Source organism: Streptomyces sp. P1-3 (assembly GCF_050613155.1).
Taxonomy (GTDB): Bacteria; Actinomycetota; Actinomycetes; order Streptomycetales; family Streptomycetaceae; genus Streptomyces.
The window spans coordinates 4,687,705-4,713,065 of sequence record NZ_CP192512.1 but is presented as its reverse complement, the minus strand read 5'-3'; the positions used below and the strand labels follow the sequence as shown (position 1 = coordinate 4,713,065).

Genomic DNA, 25,361 nt, shown 5'->3' with positions numbered 1-25,361 from the left:
GGCGGCCGCCGTCGCGGGGCCCGTGCTGCCAGCCTAATCGGCCGCCGACGCTCGACCGGCGCGTTGCACACAAGCGCGGGCGGGGCAAGGAAGGTGTGAGGAGCCTGGTGCGTTCGGGAGGTGGATGCGTCCCATGTCTTGGTCGAGGGCGAGGGTGGCCCGGCGGATCGCCGCCGCGGCGGCGTATGGCGGTGGCGGGATCGGGGTGGTGGGCGGGGTGGCCGTCGGGCTGCTGCTGACCGAGATGTCGCTGGCGAAGCGGGTCATCGGCGAATCGGAGGAGACGCCGCCGTGCGCGGACGGGCGGTACGGCTTCGCCCTCGCGCTCCGCAACGGGCGCAGTCCGCTGCGGCTGGCGTTCCTCGGCGACTCCACGGCGGCGGGTCAGGGCGTGCACCGGCCCCGCCAGACGCCCGGCGCGCTACTCGCCTCCGGTCTGGCGGCGGTCGCCGAATGCCCGGTCGATCTGCGGAACGTGGCGACTCCGGGCGCGCGATCCGACGACCTGGACCGGCAGGTGGACCTGGTCCTGGGGCCGCGCGCGCCGGGTACGGCGGGCGGGGACGCGGCGGTCGCGGGGACGGCGGTCGCGCACGCGGTGGTGGGCCCGGGCGCGGCGGAGGAGGCGGCGGACGCGGCGGAGGAGGCCGCGGCCGAGGAGGAGGCGTCGCTCGTCGAGCCGCCACCCGTGGAGCCGCCACCCCTCCCCGACGTCTGCGTGATCATGATCGGCGCCAACGACGTCACCCACCGGGTGCCGCCCGCCAGGTCCGTGCGCCTGCTGTCCGCCGCCGTCCGCAGGCTGCGGGACGCGGGCTGCGAGGTGGTCGTCGGCACCTGCCCCGACCTGGGCACCATCGAGCCCGTCTACCAGCCGCTGCGCTGGATCGCCCGCCGGCTCAGCCGCCAGCTGGCCGCCGCGCAGACGATCGCCGTGGTCGAGCAGGGCGGGCGCACGGTGTCACTGGGGGATCTGCTCGGTCCGGAGTTCGCGAAGAATCCGCGGGAACTGTTCGGGCCCGACAACTACCACCCGTCGGCGGAGGGGTACGCCACCGCGGCGATGGCGATCCTGCCGACCCTGTGCGGCGCACTGGGACTCTGGCCGGAGGAGACCCTGGAGCCGGCCCGCCGGGAGGACGTCATGCCGGTGGCCCGCGCGGCCGCGGAGGCGGCCGCCGAGGGCGGTACGGAGGTCACGGCCGCCCGCGGCCCGTGGGCGCTGCTGCGGCGGCGCAGGCGGCTGCCCACGGAGGCCGGGGCACCGCACCGGACCGCCGCGGAACCGTCCCTCCCCAACTGAGGCCGCCGCCCGGAGGCCGCTGCTCGGAGGCCGCCCGACGAGGGCGGTCGCTGAGCGTGCGCTTAGAAAAGAGTCCCGCATCACAGCCCACAAACCGTGACCCCCGCCATACGTACGGGTAACTTCCCCTTCAGTCCAGCCCTCTCCCCCATGGAGCCGTGATGCCCGAAGCCGTGATCGTCTCTGCCGCCCGCTCGCCCATCGGTCGCGCCTTCAAGGGGTCCCTCAAGGACCTGCGCCCGGACGACCTGACCGCGGAGATCATCCAGGCCGCACTCGCCAAGGTGCCCGAGCTGGACCCGCGCGAGATCGACGACCTGATGCTGGGCTGCGGTCTGCCGGGCGGCGAGCAGGGGCACAACCTGGGCCGCATCGTCGCCGTGCAGATGGGCATGGACCACCTGCCGGGCTGCACCATCACCCGCTACTGCTCCTCCTCCCTCCAGACCTCCCGGATGGCGCTGCACGCCATCAAGGCGGGCGAGGGCGACGTCTTCATCTCCGCGGGCGTCGAGATGGTCTCGCGGAGCGTCAAGGGCACCTCGGACGGGCTGCCGGACACCCACAACCCGCTGTTCGCCGACGCCGAGGCCCGCACCGCCGCGCGCGCCGAGCAGGAGGGCACCGACTGGCACGACCCGCGCGAGGACGGCCTGGTCCCGGACGCGTACATCGCGATGGGCCAGACCGCCGAGAACCTGGCGCGGCTGAAGGGCATCACCCGCCAGGAGATGGACGAGTTCGGCGTACGGTCCCAGAACCTCGCCGAAGAGGCCATCAAGAAGGGCTTCTGGGAGCGCGAGATCACCCCGGTCACCACGCCCGACGGCACGGTGGTGGCCACGGACGACGGCCCGCGCGCGGGCACCACGCTGGAGGGCGTGCAGGGCCTGAAGCCCGTGTTCCGCCCCGACGGCCTGGTCACCGCGGGCAACTGCTGCCCGCTCAACGACGGCGCCGCGGCCCTGGTCATCATGTCCGACACCAAGGCGCGCGAGCTGGGCCTCACGCCGCTGGCACGCATCGTGTCCACCGGCGTCTCCGGCCTCTCCCCGGAGATCATGGGGTACGGCCCGGTGGAGGCCAGCAAGCAGGCGCTCGCCCGCGCCGGACTGACCATCGGCGACATCGACCTGGTCGAGATCAACGAGGCGTTCGCCGCCCAGGTCATCCCGTCCTACCGCGACCTGGGCATCGACCTGGACAAGCTGAACGTCAACGGCGGCGCCATCGCCATCGGCCACCCCTTCGGCATGACCGGCGCCCGCATCACCGGCACGCTGATCAACTCCCTCCAGTTCCACGACAAGCAGTTCGGCCTGGAGACCATGTGCGTCGGCGGCGGCCAGGGCATGGCGATGGTCATCGAGCGGCTGAGCTGAGGCCCCGGCCGGGTTCCGGCCACCGCATCGGTTGTGACCGAATCTCCCCCAGGATGTGACCTAACTCCTGGGGGAGTAGCGTTTTCGCAGGTCAGAGGCGTACCGACCGCATGTGCGGGACGAAATGCCCACCCCTTTGGTGACGTTATGCACTGACAACCCTCTGCGCCACGGGCCAAGCTGAGGTAGGAATCGGGGATCAACCGCAATCGGGAGTACGTCAGTGAGCGCCATGACTCTTGCCCTCCTGCTGGCCGCGGCCGCCGCCACGGCCATGGGCGCCGCCGCCATGCACACCGCTCGCGGCCTCCGCCGGGAGATCGCCGAGCTGCGCATGGAGCTCGCGGAGACCGCCGTTGCGCACGCGCGCGGCGCCGCGTCGGTACCCATGCCGCGCACCACCCCCGCCGCCGAGATACGCGCCGCCGTCGCCGACGCCCTCGCCGAGGAGCGTGAGCGCGAGCTGGCCGAGGCCCGCGCGTTCTGGGCCGCGCAGGAAGCCCGCGACGTCAGCGCCGCGGCCGGCGCTCCCGACACGTCCTCGCTGCTGGGCGGGATGACCGGGCTCGCCGACGACCTGCTGGACGCCCCCCACGCCGAGCCCCAGATCTACGTGCCCCGGCAGACGGACTTCGCCGGGCTGGAGCCGCTGTTCGGCCCGGAGCCGTTCGACGCGGCCGAGGAGCTGGAGCTGGACGCGGACGTCGTGGAGTCCCCCGAGCTCGCCGCCGCGCGCCGCCGCCACCCCTCACACCCCGACTTCAGCCCGTCGCCGGGCATCAGCGACCACGACCGCACCGTGCACCGGCTCGCCGAGCTGTCCGACACCCGCACCCCGCTCGCCGACGTCCGGCCCGGCCCGCTCGGCACCCTGGACGTCTACGTCTTCGCCGACGGCACCACCATCTGCATGACGCCCGGCCACCGGGAGACCTCCGACCGGCTCGCCACGGCACTGCGCGAGGGCGTCGCCCCGGTGCTGCTCGGCAGCTCCGGTGTCTCCGGGGCCTACGCGCTGACCTTCGGCTGCGGCGAGGAGAACGTGTACGTCCTCGCGGACCGCGTCATCGCCTCGCTGTAGGACCCGGGGCCCGACGGAGACCCGCGGCTCGACGGGACGCGGACCCGACCCCGCGGCGGATACCAGGGCAAAGCGGTCTTCGCCGATCAAGGGGCGATCTTCGCCGCCGCCTCCGCCACCCGGTCCAGCGCCCGCGCCAGCACCCCCTCGTCTTCGGCCGACTCCCGGAGCGCTTCGGCCAGATCGTGCCCGGCCACGGCCACCTGGTCCCCCACCGCGAAAAGCCCCGCGTCCGGCACCGTACGCGGGGTGCGGCCCGGCTCCTCGACCTCCTGCGCCCACCGGGCCAACTCCCGTGCCAGCGCCAGCGCTTCGGCCGCCCCGCCCCGTTGCAGCGCGGACTGCGGCAGGGTCCGGAGCCGGTCGGCCAGCCGGTCGACAGCGGTCAGCAATGGCGTCACATCGTTCACGCCATGAGCCTATGCGCCGCCAACGGCCTGTTGCCAACGCGCCAACACTCAGGCACGGTGAGCTGAAGACGAGCCCCCAGGGCCGAAGTGGAACAGCGACTGGACACGCCGGAGGCGCCGATGTCCCACGTCTTCTCCGAAGAAACCCACCGGAACCTGCTCTCTCGAATCCCCGCATGCACCGGCCGTGAAGTCGCCGACTGGCTGCGGACGGTGGACGAGGGGCCCGCCCTCTTCCGCTTCGAGGAGAAGGTCAGCTGGCTGCGCGGCGCGCATGAGCTCGCGTACGGCCACGCCAAGGCGATCATCCACGAGCACGACCTGCGCCGGGCGGCGCGCAAGCTGCTGTAGCGGCCGTGCCGGCGGCGAGCCGACACGACGAAGGGCCCGCGGCGCAGTCGCCGCGGGCCCTTCGCTGCCGGTTGTGGCTGTCGCCGCCGATCACAACTCCCGCAGGATCGCGATCAGACGCAGCATCTCCAGGTAGATCCAGACCAGCGAGAGGGTCAGGCCGAAGGCGGCCATCCACGACTCCTCGCGCGGGGCGCCGTACCGCACGCCGTCCTCGATCTGCTTGAAGTCCATCGCCAGGAAGGCCGCGCCGAGCAGCACGCCGACGATGCCGAAGACGACGCCGAGGCCGCCGCTGCGGAAGCCGAGGCCGTCACCGCCGCCGAAGGCCGCGAACAGGAGGTTGACCGCCATCAGCAGCACGAAGCCGATCGCGGCCGCCATCACGAAGCGCATGAACCGCTGGTCGACCCGGATCAGCCGGGTCTTGTACGCCACCAGGACGCCGACGGAGACCGCCATCGTGCCGAGCACGGCCTGCATCGGGATGCCGGACCAGCGCTCGTTGAAGGCCTGGCTGATGACACCGAGGAAGACGCCCTCGAAGACCGCGTACGCGAGGATCAGCGCCGGCGAGGCCTTCTGCCGGAACGACTGGACGAAGCCGAGCACCATCGCGACGAGCGCGGCGGCGAAGCCTGCGCCCATCGGGAGCTGGGCGGCCCACGCCGCCGCGGCGGCGACGATCACGGTGCCCAGGGTGATCCCCGTCCGCATGACGACGTCGTCCATCGTCATCCGGCCGGTCTGCAGCGGGGCGACCGGCGGGGCGCCGTACATCTGCTGCATCTGCTCGGGCGTCAGGTTGTGCTGGTCACCGAGCGCGTACGGGTTGGTCGGCGGCTGGGTCTGGGCGTACGGGTTGCCCTGGGCAGCGGCGGGGCCCCCGGCCTGCGGCGCCGCGCCGAAACCGGCAGAGCCGCCGTCGCGGCCGAACCCCCGTCGCGAGAAGACCGGGTTGCTGCTCCTCATCTCACTCCTCCATGGCCGCCCTGCGCGACCTTGGGACAAGGGTAATGGCACAGCAAAGGATGCACCCTAGTGCCTGGGCAGGATCTTTGGAGGAACTTCGTCACGCCGCCCGGAGGGTTCCCGGGTGGCGGCGGGAACGGTGGGTGACGGAGTTCGCACGGAGCGTGCTCCCCTGAGACCTGGAGGTGCCCGGAGCCGGACTTGAACCGGCACGGCCCGAAGGCCAGCGAGGTTTAAGCTCGCCGTGTCTGCATTCCACCATCCGGGCTGGGCCCTCGTTCGAGCCACGCACACGACTCTCCCGAAGAGAGCAGAGACGAGCCTATCCGGGGAAAAGTGCCCGAACAGCGGATCGACGGACCGGGGTTGTCTTATTTTATTGGCAACTGAGGGTTCATCAGCAGGGATGCTGAGCCTCTGGCATATGCCAACGGCCTGTAGGGCCTGGTCACCGCTTGCGGTGCCGCCGTAACAGCGAATGACGAAAAGTCGACGTCTTCGTCAGAGTGGCCGAATACCGCCGACCGGGTGTCCTGTTGCCGCCGACGGGTGACCGCGGGGACGCACGTGCCTCTCTCCTACCTGAGGAGGACTCCCCTCCCCCGCAGTACCTCCCAAGTCCCCCTCAGGACGAGAGCACGGGCTGATCCCTCGGGCCGCTCGGGCAAGGACGATGGAGGAAGTCGCCGAGCGGCGCACGTCAGGCACTTCTCAGGCACTTCCGAACCGACAGGAGCTGTTGTCCGTGACCACCTTCCCCTCCGGCGTCGAGACCGGCCCCCGCACCACTGCTGCGGCCGCCGCCGCCAAGGACCTCACCAAGGTCTACGGACAGGGCGAGACCCAGGTGGTCGCCCTGGACGCGGTCTCCGTCGAGTTCCGGCAGGCTGAGTTCACCGCCATCATGGGGCCGTCCGGCTCCGGCAAGTCGACCCTCATGCACTGCATGGCCGGTCTGGACACCGTGTCCAGCGGATCGGCGCGGATCGGCACCACGGAGCTGACCTCGCTGAAGGACAAGAAGCTCACCCAGCTGCGGCGCGACAAGATCGGCTTCATCTTCCAGGCGTTCAACCTGCTGCCCACGCTGAACGCGCTGGAGAACATTACGCTGCCGATGGACATCGCGGGCCGCAAGGCCGACCAGGCGTGGCTGGACCAGGTCGTCTCCACGGTCGGCCTCTCCGGTCGCCTCAAGCACCGGCCGAACCAGCTCTCCGGCGGTCAGCAGCAGCGTGTCGCCGTAGCCCGCGCGCTGGCCGGCAAGCCCGAGATCATCTTCGCCGACGAGCCGACCGGCAACCTCGACTCCCGCTCCGGCGCCGAGGTGCTCGGCTTCCTGCGCAACTCCGTGCGCGAGCTGGGCCAGACGGTCGTCATGGTCACCCACGACCCGGTCGCCGCGTCCTACGCCGACCGGGTCGTCTTCCTCGCCGACGGCCGCATCGTCGACGAGCTGCGCGAGCCCACCGCCGACACCGTGCTCGATCGTATGAAGCGCTTCGACGCCAAGGGACGGGTCAGCTGAGCCGACGCCGCATCACCACAGCGCCCGACCACCGGCCCTCTCCACAGGACTGACCTGACCCATGTTCCGTACCGCCTTGCGCAATGTGCTCGCGCACAAGGCCAGGCTGCTGATGACGATGCTCGCCGTGCTTCTGGGCGTGGCGTTCGTCGCGGGCACCCTGGTGTTCACCAACACCGTCTCCGACGCCTACCAGAAGAGCTCCGAAAAGGGCTATTCCACCGTCGACGTGGCCATCCGCCCCGACGCCGACTCGGACGACGACCGTCCCGGCGCCGCGCCCCGGCTGAGCCAGGGACTCCTGGACAAGACCACCAAGCTGGAGGGCGCCGCCTCCGTCACCGGTCTGGTCTCCGGCTACACGGCCGTGGCCGACAAGGACGGCGACCTGCTGGGCAACGGCTTCGCCAACACCGGCGGCAACTACTACCCCGGCGCCGACGGCAAGGACTCCCGCTACACGCTGAAGGACGGCCGCGCCCCCAAGGCCGCCGGCGAGATCGCCCTTGACTCCAAGACCGCCCGCAAGGGCCACTACAAGGTCGGCGACACCGTGCGGGTCTCCGCCGACGGCCCCGTCCGCAGCGAGAAGCTGGTCGGCGTCGTCACCACCGACGACGGCAACGTCGCGGCCGGTGGCAGCCTGACCCTCTTCGACACCGCCACCGCGCAGAAGCTGTTCGCCAAGCCCGGCCAGTTCGACGAGATCCACCTGGCGGCGAAGCCCGGCACCTCCCAGGCCCAGCTGAAGGCCGCGGCGGACAAGCTCCTGCCCAAGGAGTCCGAGGCGGTCACCGGAGAGAAGCTCTCCGACGACCAGGCCAAGGAGATCGAGAACTCCATGAGCCCGATGCGGACCGGCATGCTCTGGTTCGCCGGTATCGCGCTGTTCGTCGGCATCTTCATCATCGCCAACACCTTCACCATGCTGGTCGCCCAGCGCACCAAGGAGCTGGCCCTGATGCGCGCGGTCGGCGCCAGCCGCCGCCAGGTGACCCGCTCGGTGCTGATCGAGGCCGGCTTCGTCGGCACGGTCGCGGGCGTCGCCGGTCTGGGCGCCGGTATCGGCATCGGCGCGGGCCTGCGCTCGCTGCTGAACTCCACCGGTGCCACCGTGCCGGACGGCCCGCTGGTCATCGGCACGAGCACGATCGTCACCTCGCTGGTCGTCGGCATCGTGGTGACGATGCTCGCGGCCTGGCTGCCGGGCCGCCGCGCCGCGAAGATCCCGCCGGTCGCCGCGATGAGCAGCGTGCACGCCGTCGCGACCACCCGCAGCCTGGTGGTGCGGAACTCCATCGGGGCCGTCTTCACCGGCGCCGGTGTGGCGGCCGTACTGGCCGGCACCACGATGGACGACGGTACGTCGGCCATGGGCTTCGGTGCGCTCGCCGTGCTGATCGGCGTCATCGTGCTCACCCCGATGCTCTCCCGGCCGCTGATCGCCGCCGCCGCGCCGGTGCTGAAGCTCTTCGGGATGTCCGGCAAGCTCGCCCGGCAGAACGCGGTGCGCAACCCGCGCCGTACGGCCGCCACGGCCTCCGCGCTGATGATCGGCCTCACGCTCATCACGGGCCTGACCGTGATCGCGGGCAGCCTCCAGAAGAGCATCGACAAGATGGCCGCCGACTCCTTCCAGTCCGACTACTTCGTGCAGATGGGCGACGACGGCAGGCCGCTCTCGCCGCAGGTCGCGAAGACCGTCAGCGGGCTGGACCAGGTCACCGCCTCCAGCGCGCTGCGGATGGCGCCGGTGCGGATCGCGGGCCACAACGAGGACGTCGGTGGCGTCGACGGCAAGCAGATAGACAAGCTGCTCGACCTCCCGTTCAGCGCGGGCTCCTTCTCCTCGGTCAACGGCGACAAGATCATCGTCGACGAGGACATGGCCGAGGACCGCGGCTGGAAGGTCGGTTCGTCCGTCCCGGTGACCTTCGAGGACGGCAAGACGTCCAAGCTGACCGTGGCGGGGATCTACGAGCCCAACGAGATCATCAGCGGCGTGATGATGGACAACACGGCTCTCACCCCGCACATGGAGACCATCAGCGACCAGATGGTCATGCTGAAGGTCAAGGGCGGTCCCTCCGACGCGGCCAAGGACAGCCTGAAGAAGGCACTCGGCGACAACCCGGCCATCAAGGTGAAGGACAAGGACGACGTCTCCAACGACATCGCGAAGATGTTCACCCTGATGCTGAACATCCTCTACGGACTGCTCGGCATGGCCGTGATCGTCGCGGTGCTCGGCGTCATCAACACCCTGGCGATGTCGGTGTTCGAGCGCTCCCAGGAAATCGGGATGCTGCGCGCCATCGGCTTCGACCGCCGCAGCGTCAAGCGGATGGTGCGCCTCGAAGCGGTGGTCATCTCGCTCTTCGGCGGGGTGCTGGGCGTCGGCCTCGGCCTGTTCTTCGGCTGGGCGGCCGGTGAGCTGATCGCCAGCGGGATGTCCAGCTACACCCTGGTCCTGCCCTGGGGCCGCGTGGTGGTCTTCCTGGTGCTCGCCGCGCTGGTCGGCGTGCTGGCGGCGCTGTGGCCCGCACGCCGGGCGGCCAAGATGAACATGCTGGCAGCCATCAAGTCCTCGTAGGACGCCCGTCGGCGGCATCGGGGCGGGGGCCCGGGACATGACGTCCCGGGCCCCCGCCCCTTTCCCTGCCCCGGTCCTCGGCCGGTCCCGGTGCTCAGCCGCGCCAGTCGCGGGCCCGCAGCGGCATCCCCGAGACTCCCGAATCCGGCGTGCGGACCGCGAGCACCTGGTCGACCCCGATCCGGTTGCGCTCGAAGGACACCGCGGAGGCCGCCATGTAGAGCCGCCAGACCCGGGCCCGGCCCGGGGAGGTGGCGCGCACCGCCGCCACCCAGTTCGCCTCCAGGTTGGCCACCCAGCGGCGGAGCGTCAGCGCGTAGTGCTCGCGGATCGCCTCCACGTCCCGCACCTCGAAGCCCGCCTCCTCCAGCTGGCCGACGGTGCGGCCGACCGGGGCCAGCTCACCGTCGGGGAAGACGTACCGGTCGATGAACGCGTCGACGCGGTACGCCTCCTCGTCCGGTTCCGGGCGCCGGGCGATCTGGTGGTTGAGCAGCCGCCCGCCCGGCACGAGCAGCCGGTGCAGGACGGCGGCGTACTCGGTGTAGCGCGTGGAGCCCACGTGTTCGGCCATGCCGATGGAGGACACCGCGTCGAACGGGCCGTCGGTGAGCAGCCGGTAGTCCTGTACGCGGATCTCGACCCGATCGGTGAGGCCGGCCTCCGCGACGCGCTTGCGGGCGTACGCCGCCTGCTCCTCGGAGAGGGTGATGCCGACCGCCCGTACGCCGTACTCGCGGGCGGCGTGCAGCACCATCGAGCCCCAGCCGCAGCCGACGTCCAGCAGCCGCTGGCCGGGCTGGAGGGCCAGCTTGCGGCAGATCAGGTCGAGCTTGGCGTACTGGGCCGCCTCAAGGGTGGGGGTGCCGTCGACGTCGTCCCAGTAGGCGCACGAGTAGACCATCGAGGGGCCCAGCACCAGCTCGTAGAAGGCGTTGCCGACGTCGTAGTGGTGGTGGATGGCGTCTTTGTCACGGCGCAGGGTGTGCAGGGGGCCGCGCCGCACCCGGACCTCCTCGCGGGGCGGCGGGGGCGGCAGCCCGGGGCCCGCGAGGGCGAGCAGCGAGCGGGCGGCGGCGCGCAGCCGGGGGTCGCCCAGCGCGCGCAGCGCGGCGGGCGCCGCCCGGCCGCGGTGGACGGCGGGGCGCTCCCACAGCAGTCCGGCCAGCAGGTCCAGCGCCTGGTACAGATCGCCGTCGATGTCGAGGTCGCCGGCCACCCAAGCGCGGGCCAGGCCCAGTTCGCCCGGCCGCCACAGCAGCCGGTGCAGGGCGCGGCGGCGGTGCAGGACCAGGGTGGGCACGCTGGGAGTGTCCCCGCCGGACGCGGTGGGAGGGCCGGCCTCGCTGCCGTCCCAGGCGCGGATGCGGACCGGGAGCGGGGCCCCGAGCACCTCCTCGGCGAGCGCGGTGAGCCGTCGGGCGGCGTCGGCCATGTCGCACACCTCCGTGAGGGTGAGTCAGAAAGGACCACCTCTCACGGTAACCGGGGCCCGGGCCGGCATGGGGCAGCCCGGGCACGCCGAAGGGCGTCCGCCCCACGGATTGGCGGACGCCCTCGGCGTCGGTGCGTACGGTCCGGCTGCCGCGGCCGGACCGGCGATCAGCCTGCCTTGGCCTGCTCGGCCGGGGTCTCGGCCTTCTTGGCGGCCGCGGCGGAGACCGGAGCCGCCGCCTCGTAGAACTCCTCGCGGGGGTTCTCGATGGCGCCCAGGGAGACCACCTCGCGCTTGAGGAACATGCCCAGGGTCCAGTCCGCCAGCACGCGGATCTTGCGGTTGAAGGTCGGCATCGCCATGCCGTGGTACCCGCGGTGCATGTACCAGGCCAGGCGGCCCTTGAGCTTGATCTTCGTCTTGCCGAAGACCAGCATCGCGACGCCCTTGTGCAGACCGAGGCCCGCGACCGCGCCCTTGTTGGCGTGCTTGTACTCGCGCTGCGGGAAGCCGCGCATGCCCGAGATGACGTTGTCGCCGAGGACCTTGGACTGGCGCAGCGCGTGCTGGGCGTTCGGCGGGCACCAGGCGCCCTCGCCGACGGCCAGGTCCGGGACCTGGGCGTTGTCGCCGGCGGCCCAGATGTAGTCGGTGCCCTGCACCTGGAGGGTGGGGGCGGTGTCGACGTGGCCGCGCGGGCCCAGCGGGAGGCCGAAGCGGGCGAGCGCCGGGTTCGGCTTGACGCCGGCCGTCCACACGATGGTGCTGGAGTCGACCTCGAGGCCGTTCTTGAGGACGACGTGGCCGTCGACGCAGGACTCCATGGAGGTCTTGAGGTAGACCTCGATGCCGCGCTTCTGCAGGTGCTCCAGACCCCACTGGCCGAGCTTCGGCCCGACCTCGGGGAGGATCTTGTCCGCGGCGTCGACGAGCACGAAGCGCATGTCCTCGCGCTTGACGTTCGTGTAGTACTTGCACGCGTCGCGGGCCATGTCCTCGACCTCGCCGATGGTCTCCGCACCGGCGAAGCCACCGCCGACGAAGACGAAGGTCAGCGCCTTGCGGCGGACCTCCTCGTCAGTGGTCGAGTCGGCCTTGTCGAGCTGCTCGAGCACGTGGTTCCGCAGGCCGATGGCCTCCTCGATGCCCTTCATGCCGATGCCGTTCTCGGCCAGGCCGGGGATCGGGAAGGTACGGGAGACCGCGCCGAGCGCGATGACGAGGTAGTCGAAGGGCAGCTCGTACGCCTCGCCGACGAGCGGCTGGACGACGGCGACCTTGCGGTCCTGGTCGATGGTCGAGACGCGGCCGGTGAGGACCTCCGCCTTGGGGAGCACACGCCGCAGCGGGACCACGACGTGGCGCGGGGAGATGCTGCCGGCAGCAGCTTCGGGAAGGAAGGGCTGGTACGTCATGTACGAGCGCGGGTCGACGACCGTGACGGTCGCCTCGCCGTACCGCATCTTCTTCAGAATGCGGCGCGCCGCGTACAGGCCTACGTACCCACCGCCTACTACGAGGATCCTGGGACGCTCCGTGGTGCTCATGTTTCGAGTATCCAGCACCTGTTGGAGGGGTGCTCGTGAGCCCCTTCACAAGCACGCCAGGGGCATCTGCTACACTCCGCCGCCACCGTGACCCACGCCATAGCCCTCCGGGGGAACCGGGACGCCCCGGGACACGTTAGTCACCCCTACTGAACAGGGATTGGGCCCCGGGAGGCGGGTGAACCACCCCCTCCGCACGCCCCGGCGGAACGCCGCGGGAACGCCCTGCCTGAGGGCCAACGGGCCCGGGTGACCCCCCAAACGGGCCCGACGGGGGCGGGAAGCGGCCGCAGGAGCCTCTTTTTCATGTGAAGGATTTCACGAAGTTTGTTTGAGGCGAGATGCCAGGCGGTGCCGGTGGGGCGCCAGTGGGGCTGTCAGAGATCGAACTCGCCGTCGCACACGCCGAGCGTGAAGGCTTCCCACTCGGCGGCGGTGTACCTCAGGACGGTGCCGTTCGGGTCGGCCGGGTTCCGCATCGCGACGGCCCCGCCAGGCAGCATGGCGACCTCGATCCGGTCACCCGCGTCGCTGCCGGGGGCGCTGAGCCAGGTCGCGCCGGAGAGATCGAGTGCGTAGAGCTCGGCCTTCTCGCGTTCGCTCGTCATCGGGCAGCCGGGGTCAGGGCGCCATCGGCGACGGCGGCCAGGAAGGCGGACCAGGCGGTGCGGGAGACGCGGGCGGCGGGGATGTCGGTGTTCTTGGAGTCACGCACGGCGATGGCGGGCAGGCCGGGGATGTCGGCGACCTCGACGCAGGCACGATCCCCAGAGGTGTACGAGCTCTTGAGCCACCCTGCGCCGGTGAGATCGGCCGCGTACAGCTCGGCCAGCTCACTCATCCTGGACCAGCTCCTTCTCGACGCGTTCGATCAACTCGAGGCTATCGTGCTCCGACAGCGCAGCGTCGGACAAGTTTCCGAAGATGCGGTTCATCCGCCGCACGATGAAGGGATCATCCCGGAAGTGCAAACCGCTCGCTGATTCCATCCACGCCGCATCCGGATCGATCCCCTGCCCGGAAGCGAAGAGGCTGAAGGCTCCCATGGCGGTTGCCGTGACCTCCGCAGCGAAGGGGAGCACCCGGAGCGAGATGTTGTCGTACGCCGTCGCCACATCCCGCAGATGGCGAAGCTGCGCCCGCATGACCTGGGCTCCGCCCATGCGCATGTGCAGCGCAGCCTCCGTGATCACGGCCTCATGCCTCATGGGAACGTCTTCCCGTAGGCGCTCCTGGCGGCGCAACCGCACCTCGACAAGCGTGTCGACCTGATCGGGCCCGAGGGCCACAGTCCCTCCAACGGTCACCGCACGTGCGTAGTCCGGCGCCTGGAGCATCGCGGGAATGAACACCTGCTGGTACTCACGGCAGAGGCTCGCTTCCGCCTCGTAGGACAGGAACTCGGCATAGTTGGCGACGACCACGTCCGCGTACGCCTGCCACCACGGCGGGGTGCGCTGCTTGCTCCTGGCGAACAGGTCCGCCAGTTCCTCACGCTTCTCCTCACTGACCTCGTACAGATCCATCAGGGCTTCGAGGTCCTTGCGGGTGCAGGTTCGCTTCCCTAGCTCGATCCGGCTGATCTTCGAGTTGTGGCAGTTGATCTCGGCTCCCACCTCGTCCAACGTCAAGCCGAGCCGGTCACGCAGTATGCGCAGCTCAGCCCCGAACTTGCGCCGCGCGGTGAGCGGACTTCCGCCGCCGACAACAGCCATAGCTCTACCCGTCTCCCCTTGCTGCATGTCCAGTTGACCAACCGTAGCGCGACGTCTGACGCTCACGCATCTGGATTGGCAATCTGCCAATCCTCAGCTTGACTGAGCAGCACCGTGACCTACACCATGTCGGCAGTTGCCGAGCGTGATGGCTCAACTTCGCTGCGACGCGAGGTGATTGCTGCCGCGCGCTCACGCTCTGGAGGTGCAGTGATGAGCAGCCAGAAGCCCCCGCCGAAGCAGCAAGACCGGCCCAAGCCCAGCTCCGACGAGCTCGCCCGCAGACAGGCAGAGCTCAAAGCACAGATCGAACGGCACTTCGCCAAGCTCCGTAAGAAGGGCAAGAGGTGAGCCGCGACATGCCTGTTCCGATCGTGCAAACCATGGCCGTCCCAGCCGACAGCATCAGGACGCGTGACGTCATCAGCGTGGGCGGAATCCCGCACACCGTCGCCGACGTGCGCGAACTCCCCGGCAACCGCAAGCGGCTCCAGTTCGAGGACGGCAACGCCTACGTCATCGGCCGCTCGGTCCTGATCGAGGTGACCCGCGTCTACGTGCCCGCGAACGCTCTCGCCCGCCAGCGGCCGACTGTCAGCGTCCCCCGAAGAGACCGACGTTTCGCCGTTCCCCAGGAACAGCACGACCACGCCGGCGCGGCCCGCACATGGCTGCACTCGCCGCCGACCATCCGCTGAACGCACTCCCGGACAGAAAGGGCTCGGCGCCATGCCCGACCCCGCGCCACCGCCACAGCCGCGCCTCGCCGACGAGCTACTGCGGCGCATGGCGGCCGATCAGTACGCGCGCGGCGTCCGCGCCGACGGCACCGTCGTCGCCCGCGATAGCGAGCTGATGCGCACCGTTGACGCCGACAACACCCAGGCTCTACAGCGGATCATCAACGACTACGGATGGCCGGGGCACTCCCTCGTCGGTGAGGAGGCGGCCAACGCCGCATGGCTCATCGCTCAGCATGCCGAGCTCGACTTCCAACTGCGCGCCCTCGACCTGCTCCGCGACGCCGTCGACCGTGGCGAAGCCACCACGACGCACCTCGCGTACCTCACCGACCGCTGCCTCATGCGCCAGGACCGGCCACAGCTGTACGGCACGCAATACCTGGACACCGGGGACGGGCGCGGCATGCGCCTGTGGGACGTCGCAGAACCCGATCGCCTCGATGCCCGCCGCGCCGAGGTCGGCCTCGGCCCGCAGGCCGACTACGAAGCCGTCGTCCGAGCAACGTACTGAACCGCGCCATGAGCGCCCCGACGGCCGCGGCAACGGCCGCCGAGGCAGAACGCCACCAGCGAATCAAGGAACTGACAACGTCATGCGCGACTTTATCGCCTGCCTGTACATCTGGTTAGCCGCGGAACTACGCCGCGCCTTGCGCACTGCCCACCGGCGCGCCCGCGCCTGGTTCTGGCTGCCGCCACCGCCGCCCGCACGCCCGGTTCTCCCGCCCGCCCCCGCCTACGCCCGCGGCCCCCTGCCCGCGCACGTGCTGGCGCGCCGCGCTCCCCTCGACGCCTACGAGGTCGCCCTGGTACGCCCGTACTACGTCACGTACGAACAGGCCCTGCGGCAAGGGGGCTCACTCCCGGCGTTCCTCGCTTCGAGGGGGCGGACTTTCGGCCGGGAAGAGGATCATGGTGAGAAGGCGGCGCGTGCGTTCCGGCGAGGGTTTGTTACCCATCCTGGAGCGGATGGCGGAGCGTACCTCGTCGGCCAGCTCGGCCATCTCGTCGTCGCTGAGCCAGAGCGAGAACTGCGGGTAGGACACCGCGTCGGCGACCGGGTCGACGTCGTCGCGGTCGAGATAGAGGTTGAACTCGGCCAGCAGGGATCCCACCACCGCCGTGAATCCACGCCGGTGATCTTCCGGCGCCATCGCCGCGACCGTGTCCTCGTCCAGTACCGCGCGCTTCTGATGCAGCCGGTAACGGCGCTCGACGGCGCCGCGCACCCGCTGCTCGCTCTCCACGTCGAGAAGGCCGCCGTCGACGAGCAGCCCGACGTGCCGGTACACGGTGGTCTTGGGGACATCGGGCATGCGGGCGCACAACTGGGACGTCGTCAGCGTCCGCCCGTAGAGGGCTTGCACGATGCGCAGCCGCAGGGGGTGCAGGAGCAGGTCTGCCGTATCCATCAACCCATTGTTCCCGCACCTGGTACCGTTCCCAAAGTTGGGAACGGTTGGTACTGATGCACCTCTCCGAAGGAGTCTTCGATGCGGCAGCACACGGACGGGCCTCACGGCGGGACGGCCGCCGATGTCTTACCGCCCGTGGGGCGCCTGTACGACGACGGCCGGCGCCTCTTCCTGCACCGCTCAGGCAGCGGTGGCCCGGCCGTGGTGTTCCTGCCCGGCGCGGGCATGGTCGGCCTTGACTACCTCAACATCCATGACGCGGCTGCGGAATTCACCACGTCCGTGCTCTACGACCGCGCCGGAACAGGCTGGAGCGACCAGGTGCCACTACCGCGCACCGGAGCCGAGGTCACCGACGAACTACGCCGCCTACTGCACGCTGCGGGCGTTCCGACCCCGTATGTGCTGGTCGGGCACTCCCTGGGCGGGGCCTACGCCCGCCACTACGCGCAGCGCTTCCCCGACGAGGTCGCCGGGCTGCTCCTGATGGAACCCGCCCATGAGGACTGGGACGCCCACATGCCGGACCCGCGGCTCATGGTGGAGGTGGAGGATCCCCACGCGGCGGCAGGCGAAGGAACGTCCGAGCCGGGCGAAGAGCTCCTCCAGCAGATTCGCGAGCTGTTCACACAGATGCTGGCGGGGTGGCCCGCCCCGATCCGCGAACGGATCGTCGACCTCCACCTCGACCCCGTACGGGGCCGCACGGGCCCGCGAGAGAAGAACTTCCGCACGCTCTACGGCGAACTCCGCCGCGCCGAAGACACCCCCGACGTGCCGACGATCGTGCTCACCGCCATGGCGCTCGACCCCATGATGTCGTGGTTCATGCCGGAACAGCTGGAGCGGCGGATGAACGAGGGCAAGCGCGCCCTCTACGAGGCACTGGCCGCATCCGTTCCCCACGGTGAGAACCGCGTGCTCGACGACGCCGGACACAACTGGCTGCACGCGCAACGCCCGGACGCCGTGCTCCAGGCGATCCGGGACCTGCTCGACCGAGCGGACACGTGACGGCGCGACGTCGCTGCGTGTCCGGCGGGACATCGCCCGCCGGACACGCTGTCCGCTGGTTGGTGCGGTTTCAGCCCTTGGGGGCTTCCACGATCTCACCGGTCGGCGCCTTCGCGTTGACCGGCGTACCGAACTCGGTCCACACGATGCGCGCGGAGCCGCCCTTGTACGGGCCCTCCTGCATCACCATGTAGGGCTTGCCCGTGGTCGCGACGTCGTACGTGCCCTTCTTGCCCTGGTTCTCGATGACGATCGGGATGACGGGCTGTCCCTCGAGCTCCGTGGCCGCGCCCTTGGTCATCTTGACGGAGGCCGTGTCCGGCTTGGTGAACTGACTCGTGTGGCAGTAGCTGGACAGGGCCTTCATGATGTCGTTGCTCTCCGAGCCGTGCATCCACTTGTCGGCGGGGACGGTGCTGCCGTTCTGCTTGGCCCAGTTGGTGAAGCGGGAGTCCACCTTGCCCCAGATGTCGTCGCCCTTGCGGATGATCTCGAACTTGCCGTGGTCCAGCAGGTCAACCGTGCCGACGCAGTCGGTGGCGGAGACCCGGAGATCGGTCTTGGCGTCCGAGCGCGTCTGCCGCTCATGGACCGAGCCCGCGTCGGCGTTCGTCTTCTTGCCCTTGTTGTAGATGTCGGCGGCGGAGAGCTTCTCGACGCCGTTCGGCTTGGCGTCCGCGCCGGCGGGGCTCTGCGACGCCTTGCCGCCGCCCGCCGGATCGTCGGCGGCCTCGTCGCCGTCGCAGGCCGTCAGCGGCAGCAGGATCGCGGCGCAGGCGAGCGCGGCGGCGGCGCGACGGACGGACCGGGCAGAGGTGTGCTTCATTGGGGACCCCATGATGAGCGATTGTGCTGAATGACGTGCACCATTCAATCGGTCGCCCGAGACACTTTGATCACGGGCGTGTCCGGGGTTGATCACAGGGGTGTCGGGGCGGACGGTGTCAGTCGTCGCTGGCACCGATCCACGGGGCAGGGGCCTGCCGCCAGGTTCCGGCGGCAGGCCCCCGTGAGGTCCCGTGGTGGTTCCGAGGTGTTGGTCAGACCCTCGGGGAGTCCGGCAGGGCCCAGGTCACGGCGCCCTTGCCGTCATCAGCCACGTCCCACTTGAGGGTGGCGTCCATCGTGTACTTCCCCTGCCGATCAGAGGTGTACGGGATGTATTCGCTGTGGGAGCCGGAGCTCTTCTCGTTGATGGAGCCGGCCAGGCTCGCGTTGCTGTAGATGCGGTTCCTGCCGGCCCACTCGACGCGCGAGTTGAGCTTGAAGCTGTTGAACCGCTTGTTGCCGAACCAGTCGGCGCCGCCGTCCCAGCTCACCACCGTCCTGGCGTTGAACTGGCCGTCGTGGCCGTTCGCGATGCAGTTCTTGGCCTTCACGGTCACGTCGGGCTTGCCCGGCAGGGCGATGGTGCGGCTGACCGTCTTGGAGCAGTGCCACTTCCACCCGGCGGCCTGCGCGGAGGTGCCGGCGGCGCCGAGCAGCAGGCCTGCGGTCATGGCCACGACAGCCGACGTGGCTGCTGCTGCGCGAATACCGATCTTCAAGGTACTTCCCCCATACATATGTGCTGACCCGCCGGCCGATGCGTCGGCGGGTCAGGCGATCCTAGGAGGGCGCTCGCGAGCGTGGTCCCCCGGGGCCGGACCGGGGCGGCCTCCAGGGTGCGCATTTCCGGCTACATCGCGGCAGGTCAGGACTCTTTCCGAGGCTCCTCGGACCGCTCTGCCACCGCGTACGCGAGGCCGTCGAGGATGTCGTGCTCGCTCACGACGACCTCCTGGGCGCCGGTCCGTTCCATGATCTTGAGGAGGACGAAGGCCCCGGCGGCGATCACGTCGACCCGGCCCGGGTGCAGCACGGGGTTCGCCGCGCGCTCGGCGTGGGTCGAGGTCAGCAGTTGCTCGGTGACCTCGCGGACCTGGTCCAGGGGGATCCGGGCGTGGTGGATCGCGGTGGAGTCGTACTCCTTCAGGCCCAGGGCGATGGCGGCGACGGTGGTGACCGAGCCCGCCAGCCCGACGAGGGTACGGGCCCGGGTCAGCGGCACCGCCTCCTCGGCGAGGTCGAGGGCCGCGGTGATGTCCGCCTCCATGGCGGCGATCTGACCGGGCGTCGGAGGGTCGGTGACCTGGCCGTCGACCACCAGATGGCGTTCGGTCATCCGTACGCAGCCGATGTCCACGCTGCGGGCCGCCTGAACGTGGGCGTCGCCGACGACGAACTCGGTGGAGCCGCCACCGAGGTCCACCACGAGATACGGCGGTTCGACGTGGCCCACCCGTCGCCCGCCACCACCCTCAATCGAAGGGCGCTCCGCGCCCCCTCCGATTCCGGCAGCCAGCTCCCTGGTGGCGCCGGTGAAGGAGAACTCCGCCTCCTGGTCCCCGCTGATCACCTCGGGCTCGACGCCCAGGATGTCCACGACGCCGCGGACGAACTCCGCGCGGTTCTCGGCGTCCCGGGAGGCCGAGGTGGCCGCGAAACGGACGCTGGTCGCGCCCAGGTCCGTGATGACGGCCTCGTACTCACGGCAGGCGGCGAAGGTCCGCTCCAGCGCCTCCGGGGCCAGCCGGCCCGTGCGGTCCACGCCCTGGCCCAGCCGGACGATCCGCATCCGGCGGTCGAGCTCGGTCAGCTCGCCCGTCACAGGGTCGACGTCGGCGACGAGGAGCCGGATGGAGTTCGTGCCGCAGTCGACGGCGGCTACGCGCTTCACCGTCAGCCCTCCTCGGTCTCGGGTGCCTCGGCGCAGGGGGTGACGCACGGGCCCTTGCGCCACCACTCCGGCAGCATCGCGATGGCCTCGTCGCCCAGCGGGTTCACGCCGGGACCGGCGGCCAGGGAGTGGCCGACCAGGACGTGCAGGCACTTCACCCGGTCCGGCATGCCGCCCGCGCTGGGGAAGCCCTCCAGCACCTCGATGGCGTCGCGCCGGGCGATGTAGTCCTCGTGGGCGGCGCGGTAGGCGGCGGCCAGCTCGGGGTCCGTCCCGAGCCGCTCCGTCATCTCCTTCATCACGCCCTCGGCCTCCAGGGTGCCGATGGCGGACGCGGCGCGCGGGCAGGTCAGGTAGTACAGGGTCGGGAAGGGCGTGCCGTCCTCCAGGCGGGGCGCCGTCTCGACGACGTCGGGGTTGCCGCACGGGCACCGGTGCGCGATGGCGCGCAGGCCGCGCGGCGGGCGGCCGAGCTGCTCCTTGAAGGCGGCGATGTCCGCGTCGGTGGGTGGGGTGGGCTCCGTCTGCGGAGGGGGCGTGTCCATGAGTGGCGGGTTCTCTTCGATATCGGTTGTGGAATGGGGCGACCGGATCGGTTGTGGAATGGGGCGACCGGCGGGCCCCGGGCTGCTGTGACGGCGGAGTCCGGTCAGCGGCGGGCGGCCGCGTCCGCCGTGTCCACACCGTCCCACAGGTTGCGGTACCACGGGCGATTAGCGGCCGCGCTGTGGTCGGCGGAGCGGTCGGCGTCCTGCGCGTCGCCGGCGACGCTGTAGCCGGTCTCCCCCGGCCGGACGTAGTGCAGCCGCTCGCGCGCCAGCCGTTCGATGTACGCGGGGTCCTGCAACCGCGCCTTCTCCTCGCGCAGCCGCTTCTCGTCGTCGCGCGCCTGCTGGGCCTGCCGCCGCTGGTCGGCGATCTCCGAGCGCTGGGAGATGTACTGGCGCATCGGATAGGCCAGCGCGATGACGAGGGAGCAGACGACCAGGGCCAGCATCGCCGCGCGGCCGGTGAAGCGGTTGCGGCGGACGCGCGCGCGGTAGACGCGGGCCGCTGCCTGCTCGCCGAAGCTCTTGAGCCTGGTCGCGGTGGAGAACCGGTCCCGGTCCCCGGCCATGTCCGCCTCCACTGCCTCGTCCGTGTGCGTCCGTACGTCGTCCGTGTTGCGTCCGTAGTACGTCGTCCGTGTGCGTACGTACGTCCCCGCACACGGTACGGGACCGGGTACGGGGACGTACGGACGACGGGCGGTCAGCCGTTCAGCCGGGCGTTCGGCCCCGGCCGGGCTTCGGGGGCTCTCAGCCCTTGAAGCGCGGGAAGGCGGAGCGGCCCGCGTACACCGCGGCGTCGTCGAGGATCTCCTCGATGCGCAGCAGCTGGTTGTACTTGGCGACGCGCTCGGAGCGGGCCGGGGCGCCGGTCTTGATCTGGCCGCAGTTGGTGGCGACGGCCAGGTCGGCGATGGTGACGTCCTCGGTCTCGCCGGAGCGGTGGGACATCATGCACTTGAAGCCGTTGCGCTGGGCCAGCTCGACGGCGTCCAGGGTCTCGGTCAGCGAGCCGATCTGGTTGACCTTGACCAGCAGGGCGTTGGCGGCGGCCTCGTCGATGCCGCGGCCCAGACGCTCCGGGTTGGTGACGAACAGGTCGTCGCCGACGAGCTGGACCTTGTCGCCGAGCTTGGCGGTGATGGTCTTCCAGCCGTCCCAGTCGTCCTCGAACAGCGGGTCCTCGATGGAGACCAGCGGGTACGCGGCGACGAGCTCGGCGTAGTACTCGGTCATCTCGGCGGCGGTGCGGGACTGGCCCTCGAAGTTGTACGAGCCGTCCTTGTAGAACTCGGAGGCGGCGACGTCCAGCGCGAGCGCGATGTCCTGGCCGGGGGTGTAGCCGGCCTGCTTGATGGCCTCCAGGATCAGGTCCAGGGCCTCGCGGTTGGAACCGAGGTTCGGGGCGAAGCCGCCCTCGTCTCCCAGGCCCGTGGACAGGCCCTTGGCCTTCAGGACGGCCTTGAGGGTGTGGTACACCTCGGTGCCCCAGCGCAGGGCCTCGGAGAAGGACTCCGCGCCGATCGGCGCGATCATGAACTCCTGGATGTCCACGTTGGAGTCGGCGTGCGAGCCGCCGTTGAGGATGTTCATCATCGGCACCGGCAGCAGGTGGGCGTTGGGGCCGCCCAGGTACCGGAAGAGCGGGAGGTCGGACGCCTCGGAGGCGGCGTGCGCGACGGCGAGGGAGACGCCCAGGATGGCGTTGGCGCCGAGCGAGGACTTGTCCGGCGTGGCGTCCAGGTCGAACATCGCCTGGTCGATCAGGCGCTGCTCGGTGGCGTCGTAGCCGACCAGCTCCGGGCCGATCTGCTCGATGACGGCGAGGACGGCCTTCTCCACACCCTTGCCGCCGTAGCGGTTCTTGTCACCGTCACGCAGCTCGAGGGCCTCGAAGGCGCCGGTCGAGGCGCCGGACGGCACGGCAGCACGGCCGGTGCTGCCGTCGTCGAGGCCGACCTCGACCTCGACCGTGGGGTTCCCTCGCGAGTCGAGGATCTCGCGAGCTACGACGACGTCGATGGACGGCACGAGGTTCTCCTTCGTTGGTCTGCGGCTTAGCAGCATGAGCCTAACCGGAGCGGCGGGCTGCCCCCGCCCGACGCCCGGCCTGTAAGACGCGGAGTGCCCGGACGGGCTGTCTCGACAGCCCGTCCGGGCCTGGGGCGGAGCCCCGGAGAAAGAGCGGGTCAGCTCAGGTGCAGGCGCTGGCCGGGTCAGCTCAGGTGCAGGCGCTGGCCGGGGTAGATCAGGTCGGCGTCGGCGACGACGTCGTCGTTCAGCTCGTAGAGCTTGTGCCAGCCGCCCTCGACGTGCCGGGCCTCGGCGATCGTGGAGAGGGTGTCGCCGGCCTTCACCGTGTACTCGCCGTCGCCCTTGGGCACGGCGCGCTCGGTGGAGCGGGTGGTGGGCGCCGGCTGGGCCTGGCGCTCGGTCTGCTGCGGGGCCTGCCGCTGGGGCTGCGCCTTCGGCTGGGCCGGGGTCTGCGGCTTCGGCTGGGCCTTGGGCTTGCTCTGCTGCTGCGACTGGGTGGAGGCCGAGGAGCCGCCCTCGTAGCCGCCGCTGGTCAGGTTCTTGCCGCAGACCGGCCAGGCGCCCTTGCCCTGCCCGGCCAGGACCTTCTCGGCTATCTGGATCTGCTGGTCCTTGGTGGCCTGGTCGGCGGTCGGGGCGAACGCGGTGCCGCCGTACGCGGCCCAGGTCGATGCCGAGAACTGCAGGCCGCCGTAGTAGCCGTTGCCGGTGTTGATCGACCAGTTGCCGCCGGACTCGCACTGGGCGACCTGGTCCCACTGGTTGGTGGTCGCCGCCGAGGCGTGGGTGGCGCCGAGCAGCGGGACCGCGACGGCGGCGCCGGCGACACCGGCGAGCGTGGCGATCCGGGTGGCCTTGGAGGGACGACGATGCTTGCCCTTGGACTTGAGCATGGTTGGTTCGTTTCCTCACCGACGCCTGCGAGGTGAGCTGTCGGGTTCGGGCGTGTGAGTGGCCCGGCCGGATGCGCTGCCGCGCACCCGGCTTCACCCCTAGCCGGCGGACCGGCGCAAAATCGTGGGTCCCCCGCTCCTGCCTTCGGCGCTTACGCGTCGACAACCCCCCGACCGTTGGCAGGACTCGGCGTGTCGGTCGGCGGTGCCCGCGGTGGCGAGCGATGACGACGGTAAGCACAGCCCCCGGGAGAGCTCAAACCCCAACATCCGTGGAAACTCAGCCCTGTTTGCGCCCAGGGAACCATCATCTCCGCAGGTCAGACCCACCCTGTTAAGGCGGGATAAGGCAGACACACCCGAAAATGCGAAGAGACTCATGTCTCATTTTCATCACGGCGGGCGAGATGGCCCGAACTAGCGTTCGTCGCCGTTCAGGACAAGGCGCTGACCTGGGAGGATGAGATCCGGGTCAGCGCCCACGAGGCTCTCGTTGGCGTTGTAGAGCGCGGGCCAGCCGCCGGGGACGTCGTGCTCGGCCGCGATGGCCGACAGGCTGTCACCGGAGCGCACCGTGTAACGGTCCCGGCCGTCGCCCGAGGGGTTCGCGCCGCGGTCGCCGTCGCCGCGCGAGGCATGCCGTCCGCCGCGCCGCTCGCCGTCGCCGGCGCCGTCGCCGGCGCGGTCGTCCGGTTCGCCGCGGTGCTTGCCGGTGCCGGGCTGCGGTGCGCGCCCGGGGTCGGCGTCCGGACGGGTCGGGGTCGCACCGTCGTCCGTACGACCGTCCGCGCCGTCGTCCGTACGGCCGTCCGCGGGGTCCTCCGACGGCGTGTGCGCCGGGTCGGCGTCCCGCTCCGGGTCCGTACGGTCCGTGGAGCCCTTGCCGTCCTCGTCGGCCTTGTCGCCCTTGCCCTCGTCGGCCTTGCCGTCTTCGTCGGCCCTGCCCTCGTCGGTCTTGCCGTCCGTGTCGGCCTTGCCGTCCTCGGGCGCCTTGCCGTCCGCGTCGCCATCCGTACGGTCGCGGTCCGCGTCCGACGTGTCGTCGGAGCCGGAGTCAGAGTCGGAGTCGGGCTTCTGGGTGGACGTGTCCTCGTCGGCGGGCTTCGTCGAGTCGGCGTCACCTCGGTCCGGCTCCTCGGCCCCGGTGGTGGGCGGCTGGGTGCTGCCGGGGTTCACCTCGGGAGCCTCGCCCCCGTCCTTGAGCCCGGCGTTCAGCGCGCAGCTGGGCCAGGCCTGCGGCCCGCGGTCGGCCAGCATCGTCTCGGCGACGGCTATCTGCTGCGAGCGGCTGGCCAGATCGGGACGCGGGGCGTAGGACGTACCGCCGTAGCTCTTCCACATGTCGAGGGTGAGCTGGAGGCCGCCGTAGAAGCCGTTGCCCGCGTTGGCACTCCACGTACCCCCGCTCTCGCATTCGGCGACCCGATCCCACGTGGCCGTGTCGGCGGCGTGTGCGCCGGTGGCGCCCAGGAGCGGAAGCGCGATGCTCGCGCCGGTCACCCCCGCCGCGACGACGATTGCCGGAGCCTGACGGGGGCGGCGGTGTCTACCGGTCCCGGAGCGCATGCGGTTGCCTCTCGTGTGGCGGCTGAGTTGAGGCTGAAAGATAATCCGACCGCCAACGAGTCACAAGCCGATGTAGCGGAGGTCACGCCCCGATCACGGTGCTGACCGCCCG

The 25,361-nt window shown here is 70.7% G+C and carries 26 protein-coding genes, 1 tRNA gene and 1 riboswitch; of the genes, 10 read left to right on the top strand and 17 right to left on the bottom strand.

The window, feature by feature from the left end:
• The first annotated feature begins 133 nt into the window (after positions 1 to 133).
• The 3 genes from ACQUSR_RS20480 (at position 134) to ACQUSR_RS20470 (ending at position 3,766) form a co-directional block, all read left to right on the top strand.
• Complete coding sequence (locus ACQUSR_RS20480) at positions 134 to 1,303, top strand: SGNH/GDSL hydrolase family protein (protein WP_431044035.1); 1,170 nt, start codon at positions 134 to 136, stop codon at positions 1,301 to 1,303.
• A 161-nt stretch (positions 1,304 to 1,464) separates the two neighbouring features.
• On the top strand, positions 1,465 to 2,685 hold the full coding sequence (locus ACQUSR_RS20475) for an acetyl-CoA C-acetyltransferase (protein ID WP_431044034.1): 1,221 nt from the start codon (positions 1,465 to 1,467) through the stop codon (positions 2,683 to 2,685).
• Between the two features lie 223 nt (positions 2,686 to 2,908).
• A complete protein-coding gene (locus tag ACQUSR_RS20470) occupies positions 2,909 to 3,766 on the top strand; it encodes a hypothetical protein (protein WP_431044033.1) in 858 nt (285 codons plus the stop codon).
• Between the two features lie 86 nt (positions 3,767 to 3,852).
• Here the strand turns inward: ACQUSR_RS20470 and ACQUSR_RS20465 are convergent, their stop codons facing one another.
• Positions 3,853 to 4,176, bottom strand: coding sequence for a hypothetical protein (locus ACQUSR_RS20465; protein WP_431044032.1), 324 nt, complete (start codon positions 4,174 to 4,176; stop codon positions 3,853 to 3,855).
• Positions 4,177 to 4,296: 120 nt separating this feature from the next.
• Here ACQUSR_RS20465 and ACQUSR_RS20460 point away from each other — a divergent pair, with 120 nt between their 5' ends.
• The gene (locus ACQUSR_RS20460; RefSeq protein ID WP_431047736.1) at positions 4,297 to 4,527 is read left to right on the top strand and encodes a DUF4287 domain-containing protein; all 231 of its coding nucleotides are present in this window, start codon (positions 4,297 to 4,299) and stop codon (positions 4,525 to 4,527) included.
• Between the two features lie 90 nt (positions 4,528 to 4,617).
• Here ACQUSR_RS20460 and ACQUSR_RS20455 read toward each other — a convergent pair whose 3' ends face one another.
• Both ACQUSR_RS20455 and ACQUSR_RS20450 read right to left on the bottom strand, forming a co-directional pair.
• A complete protein-coding gene (locus ACQUSR_RS20455) occupies positions 4,618 to 5,499 on the bottom strand; it encodes a Bax inhibitor-1/YccA family protein (RefSeq protein ID WP_431044031.1) in 882 nt (293 codons plus the stop codon).
• Positions 5,500 to 5,685: 186 nt separating this feature from the next.
• Positions 5,686 to 5,767: transfer RNA gene (locus ACQUSR_RS20450), tRNA-Leu, on the bottom strand.
• A 405-nt stretch (positions 5,768 to 6,172) separates the two neighbouring features.
• Between ACQUSR_RS20450 and ACQUSR_RS20445 the strand changes: the two genes are divergently transcribed.
• Positions 6,173 to 7,027, top strand: coding sequence for an ABC transporter ATP-binding protein (locus ACQUSR_RS20445; protein ID WP_431044030.1), 855 nt, complete (start codon positions 6,173 to 6,175; stop codon positions 7,025 to 7,027).
• Positions 7,028 to 7,088: 61 nt separating this feature from the next.
• Positions 7,089 to 9,620, top strand: a complete 2,532-nt coding sequence (locus tag ACQUSR_RS20440; RefSeq protein WP_431044029.1) for an ABC transporter permease — start codon at positions 7,089 to 7,091, stop codon at positions 9,618 to 9,620.
• 94 nt (positions 9,621 to 9,714) lie between these two features.
• Here ACQUSR_RS20440 and ACQUSR_RS20435 read toward each other — a convergent pair whose 3' ends face one another.
• The 5 genes from ACQUSR_RS20435 to ACQUSR_RS20415 all read right to left on the bottom strand — a co-directional run bounded on the left by ACQUSR_RS20435 (position 9,715) and on the right by ACQUSR_RS20415 (position 14,317).
• Entirely contained in the window at positions 9,715 to 11,055 is a 1,341-nt protein-coding gene (locus ACQUSR_RS20435; protein WP_431044027.1) for a class I SAM-dependent methyltransferase, read from the bottom strand.
• 167 nt (positions 11,056 to 11,222) lie between these two features.
• Positions 11,223 to 12,602: an NAD(P)/FAD-dependent oxidoreductase gene (locus ACQUSR_RS20430; protein WP_431044026.1), complete on the bottom strand. Its 1,380-nt coding sequence runs from the start codon at positions 12,600 to 12,602 to the stop codon at positions 11,223 to 11,225.
• Positions 12,603 to 12,979: 377 nt separating this feature from the next.
• Positions 12,980 to 13,210 (bottom strand): DUF397 domain-containing protein, encoded by a 231-nt coding sequence (locus ACQUSR_RS20425; protein ID WP_431044025.1) that lies wholly within the window; start codon positions 13,208 to 13,210, stop codon positions 12,980 to 12,982.
• Positions 13,207 to 13,443, bottom strand: a complete 237-nt coding sequence (locus tag ACQUSR_RS20420; protein ID WP_431044024.1) for a DUF397 domain-containing protein — start codon at positions 13,441 to 13,443, stop codon at positions 13,207 to 13,209. The genes ACQUSR_RS20425 and ACQUSR_RS20420 overlap by 4 nt, the downstream gene beginning before the upstream one ends.
• Positions 13,436 to 14,317, bottom strand: a complete 882-nt coding sequence (locus ACQUSR_RS20415; protein ID WP_431044023.1) for a helix-turn-helix domain-containing protein — start codon at positions 14,315 to 14,317, stop codon at positions 13,436 to 13,438. The genes ACQUSR_RS20420 and ACQUSR_RS20415 overlap by 8 nt, the downstream gene beginning before the upstream one ends.
• Before the next feature lie 213 nt (positions 14,318 to 14,530).
• On the opposite strand from ACQUSR_RS20415, the gene ACQUSR_RS20410 reads away from it, so the two are divergent.
• Genes ACQUSR_RS20410 through ACQUSR_RS20400 form a run of 3 tightly spaced genes read left to right on the top strand, consistent with a single transcriptional unit; the run spans position 14,531 to position 15,571 of the window.
• Positions 14,531 to 14,668 carry a hypothetical protein gene (locus tag ACQUSR_RS20410; protein ID WP_431044022.1) on the top strand — a complete coding sequence of 46 codons (138 nt, stop codon included), beginning with the start codon at positions 14,531 to 14,533 and terminating at the stop codon, positions 14,666 to 14,668.
• Between the two features lie 32 nt (positions 14,669 to 14,700).
• Positions 14,701 to 15,015: a hypothetical protein gene (locus ACQUSR_RS20405; RefSeq protein WP_431044021.1), complete on the top strand. Its 315-nt coding sequence runs from the start codon at positions 14,701 to 14,703 to the stop codon at positions 15,013 to 15,015.
• 31 nt (positions 15,016 to 15,046) lie between these two features.
• The gene (locus ACQUSR_RS20400) at positions 15,047 to 15,571 is read left to right on the top strand and encodes a DUF6624 domain-containing protein (protein ID WP_431044020.1); all 525 of its coding nucleotides are present in this window, start codon (positions 15,047 to 15,049) and stop codon (positions 15,569 to 15,571) included.
• Between the two features lie 346 nt (positions 15,572 to 15,917).
• Here ACQUSR_RS20400 and ACQUSR_RS20395 read toward each other — a convergent pair whose 3' ends face one another.
• A complete protein-coding gene (locus ACQUSR_RS20395) occupies positions 15,918 to 16,472 on the bottom strand; it encodes a helix-turn-helix domain-containing protein (RefSeq protein ID WP_431044019.1) in 555 nt (184 codons plus the stop codon).
• An 81-nt stretch (positions 16,473 to 16,553) separates the two neighbouring features.
• Between ACQUSR_RS20395 and ACQUSR_RS20390 the strand changes: the two genes are divergently transcribed.
• Positions 16,554 to 17,489, top strand: coding sequence for an alpha/beta fold hydrolase (locus ACQUSR_RS20390; RefSeq protein WP_431044018.1), 936 nt, complete (start codon positions 16,554 to 16,556; stop codon positions 17,487 to 17,489).
• 70 nt (positions 17,490 to 17,559) lie between these two features.
• Here ACQUSR_RS20390 and ACQUSR_RS20385 read toward each other — a convergent pair whose 3' ends face one another.
• From ACQUSR_RS20385 to ACQUSR_RS20350, 8 genes are all read right to left on the bottom strand, one after another.
• Positions 17,560 to 18,315, bottom strand: coding sequence for a hypothetical protein (locus tag ACQUSR_RS20385; RefSeq protein ID WP_431044017.1), 756 nt, complete (start codon positions 18,313 to 18,315; stop codon positions 17,560 to 17,562).
• 214 nt (positions 18,316 to 18,529) lie between these two features.
• Positions 18,530 to 18,994, bottom strand: coding sequence for a hypothetical protein (locus tag ACQUSR_RS20380; protein WP_431044016.1), 465 nt, complete (start codon positions 18,992 to 18,994; stop codon positions 18,530 to 18,532).
• A 188-nt stretch (positions 18,995 to 19,182) separates the two neighbouring features.
• Positions 19,183 to 20,208 (bottom strand): exopolyphosphatase, encoded by a 1,026-nt coding sequence (locus ACQUSR_RS20375; protein ID WP_431044015.1) that lies wholly within the window; start codon positions 20,206 to 20,208, stop codon positions 19,183 to 19,185.
• A 2-nt stretch (positions 20,209 to 20,210) separates the two neighbouring features.
• Positions 20,211 to 20,753, bottom strand: a complete 543-nt coding sequence (locus ACQUSR_RS20370) for a DUF501 domain-containing protein (RefSeq protein ID WP_431044014.1) — start codon at positions 20,751 to 20,753, stop codon at positions 20,211 to 20,213.
• 104 nt (positions 20,754 to 20,857) lie between these two features.
• On the bottom strand, positions 20,858 to 21,325 hold the full coding sequence (locus ACQUSR_RS20365) for an FtsB family cell division protein (RefSeq protein WP_431044013.1): 468 nt from the start codon (positions 21,323 to 21,325) through the stop codon (positions 20,858 to 20,860).
• 181 nt (positions 21,326 to 21,506) lie between these two features.
• Complete coding sequence (gene eno / locus ACQUSR_RS20360) at positions 21,507 to 22,787, bottom strand: phosphopyruvate hydratase (protein WP_431044012.1); 1,281 nt, start codon at positions 22,785 to 22,787, stop codon at positions 21,507 to 21,509.
• A gap of 185 nt (positions 22,788 to 22,972) precedes the next feature.
• Positions 22,973 to 23,683: a transglycosylase family protein gene (locus ACQUSR_RS20355; protein WP_431044011.1), complete on the bottom strand. Its 711-nt coding sequence runs from the start codon at positions 23,681 to 23,683 to the stop codon at positions 22,973 to 22,975.
• Positions 23,684 to 23,690: 7 nt separating this feature from the next.
• A riboswitch (cyclic di-AMP (ydaO/yuaA leader) is annotated at positions 23,691 to 23,844 on the bottom strand.
• Positions 23,845 to 24,100: 256 nt separating this feature from the next.
• Entirely contained in the window at positions 24,101 to 25,249 is a 1,149-nt protein-coding gene (locus ACQUSR_RS20350) for a transglycosylase family protein (RefSeq protein WP_431044010.1), read from the bottom strand.
• Positions 25,250 to 25,361: the final 112 nt, after the last annotated feature.

Coding starts and splice junctions, on each gene's coding strand:
- ACQUSR_RS20400 (WP_431044020.1), top strand. CDS start 15,047: ATGCCCGACCCCGCGCCACCGCCACAGCCGCGCCTCGCCGACGAGCTA.
- ACQUSR_RS20475 (WP_431044034.1), top strand. CDS start 1,465: ATGCCCGAAGCCGTGATCGTCTCTGCCGCCCGCTCGCCCATCGGTCGC.
- ACQUSR_RS20440 (WP_431044029.1), top strand. CDS start 7,089: ATGTTCCGTACCGCCTTGCGCAATGTGCTCGCGCACAAGGCCAGGCTG.
- ACQUSR_RS20430 (WP_431044026.1), bottom strand. CDS start 12,602: ATGAGCACCACGGAGCGTCCCAGGATCCTCGTAGTAGGCGGTGGGTAC.
- ACQUSR_RS20480 (WP_431044035.1), top strand. CDS start 134: ATGTCTTGGTCGAGGGCGAGGGTGGCCCGGCGGATCGCCGCCGCGGCG.
- ACQUSR_RS20420 (WP_431044024.1), bottom strand. CDS start 13,443: ATGAGTGAGCTGGCCGAGCTGTACGCGGCCGATCTCACCGGCGCAGGG.
- ACQUSR_RS20390 (WP_431044018.1), top strand. CDS start 16,554: ATGCGGCAGCACACGGACGGGCCTCACGGCGGGACGGCCGCCGATGTC.
- ACQUSR_RS20405 (WP_431044021.1), top strand. CDS start 14,701: ATGGCCGTCCCAGCCGACAGCATCAGGACGCGTGACGTCATCAGCGTG.
- ACQUSR_RS20410 (WP_431044022.1), top strand. CDS start 14,531: ATGAGCAGCCAGAAGCCCCCGCCGAAGCAGCAAGACCGGCCCAAGCCC.
- ACQUSR_RS20460 (WP_431047736.1), top strand. CDS start 4,297: ATGTCCCACGTCTTCTCCGAAGAAACCCACCGGAACCTGCTCTCTCGA.
- ACQUSR_RS20435 (WP_431044027.1), bottom strand. CDS start 11,055: ATGGCCGACGCCGCCCGACGGCTCACCGCGCTCGCCGAGGAGGTGCTC.
- ACQUSR_RS20350 (WP_431044010.1), bottom strand. CDS start 25,249: ATGCGCTCCGGGACCGGTAGACACCGCCGCCCCCGTCAGGCTCCGGCA.
- ACQUSR_RS20355 (WP_431044011.1), bottom strand. CDS start 23,683: ATGCTCAAGTCCAAGGGCAAGCATCGTCGTCCCTCCAAGGCCACCCGG.
- ACQUSR_RS20425 (WP_431044025.1), bottom strand. CDS start 13,210: ATGACGAGCGAACGCGAGAAGGCCGAGCTCTACGCACTCGATCTCTCC.
- ACQUSR_RS20395 (WP_431044019.1), bottom strand. CDS start 16,472: ATGGATACGGCAGACCTGCTCCTGCACCCCCTGCGGCTGCGCATCGTG.
- ACQUSR_RS20365 (WP_431044013.1), bottom strand. CDS start 21,325: ATGGCCGGGGACCGGGACCGGTTCTCCACCGCGACCAGGCTCAAGAGC.
- ACQUSR_RS20445 (WP_431044030.1), top strand. CDS start 6,173: ATGGAGGAAGTCGCCGAGCGGCGCACGTCAGGCACTTCTCAGGCACTT.
- ACQUSR_RS20370 (WP_431044014.1), bottom strand. CDS start 20,753: ATGGACACGCCCCCTCCGCAGACGGAGCCCACCCCACCCACCGACGCG.
- ACQUSR_RS20415 (WP_431044023.1), bottom strand. CDS start 14,317: ATGGCTGTTGTCGGCGGCGGAAGTCCGCTCACCGCGCGGCGCAAGTTC.
- ACQUSR_RS20385 (WP_431044017.1), bottom strand. CDS start 18,315: ATGAAGCACACCTCTGCCCGGTCCGTCCGTCGCGCCGCCGCCGCGCTC.
- ACQUSR_RS20455 (WP_431044031.1), bottom strand. CDS start 5,499: ATGAGGAGCAGCAACCCGGTCTTCTCGCGACGGGGGTTCGGCCGCGAC.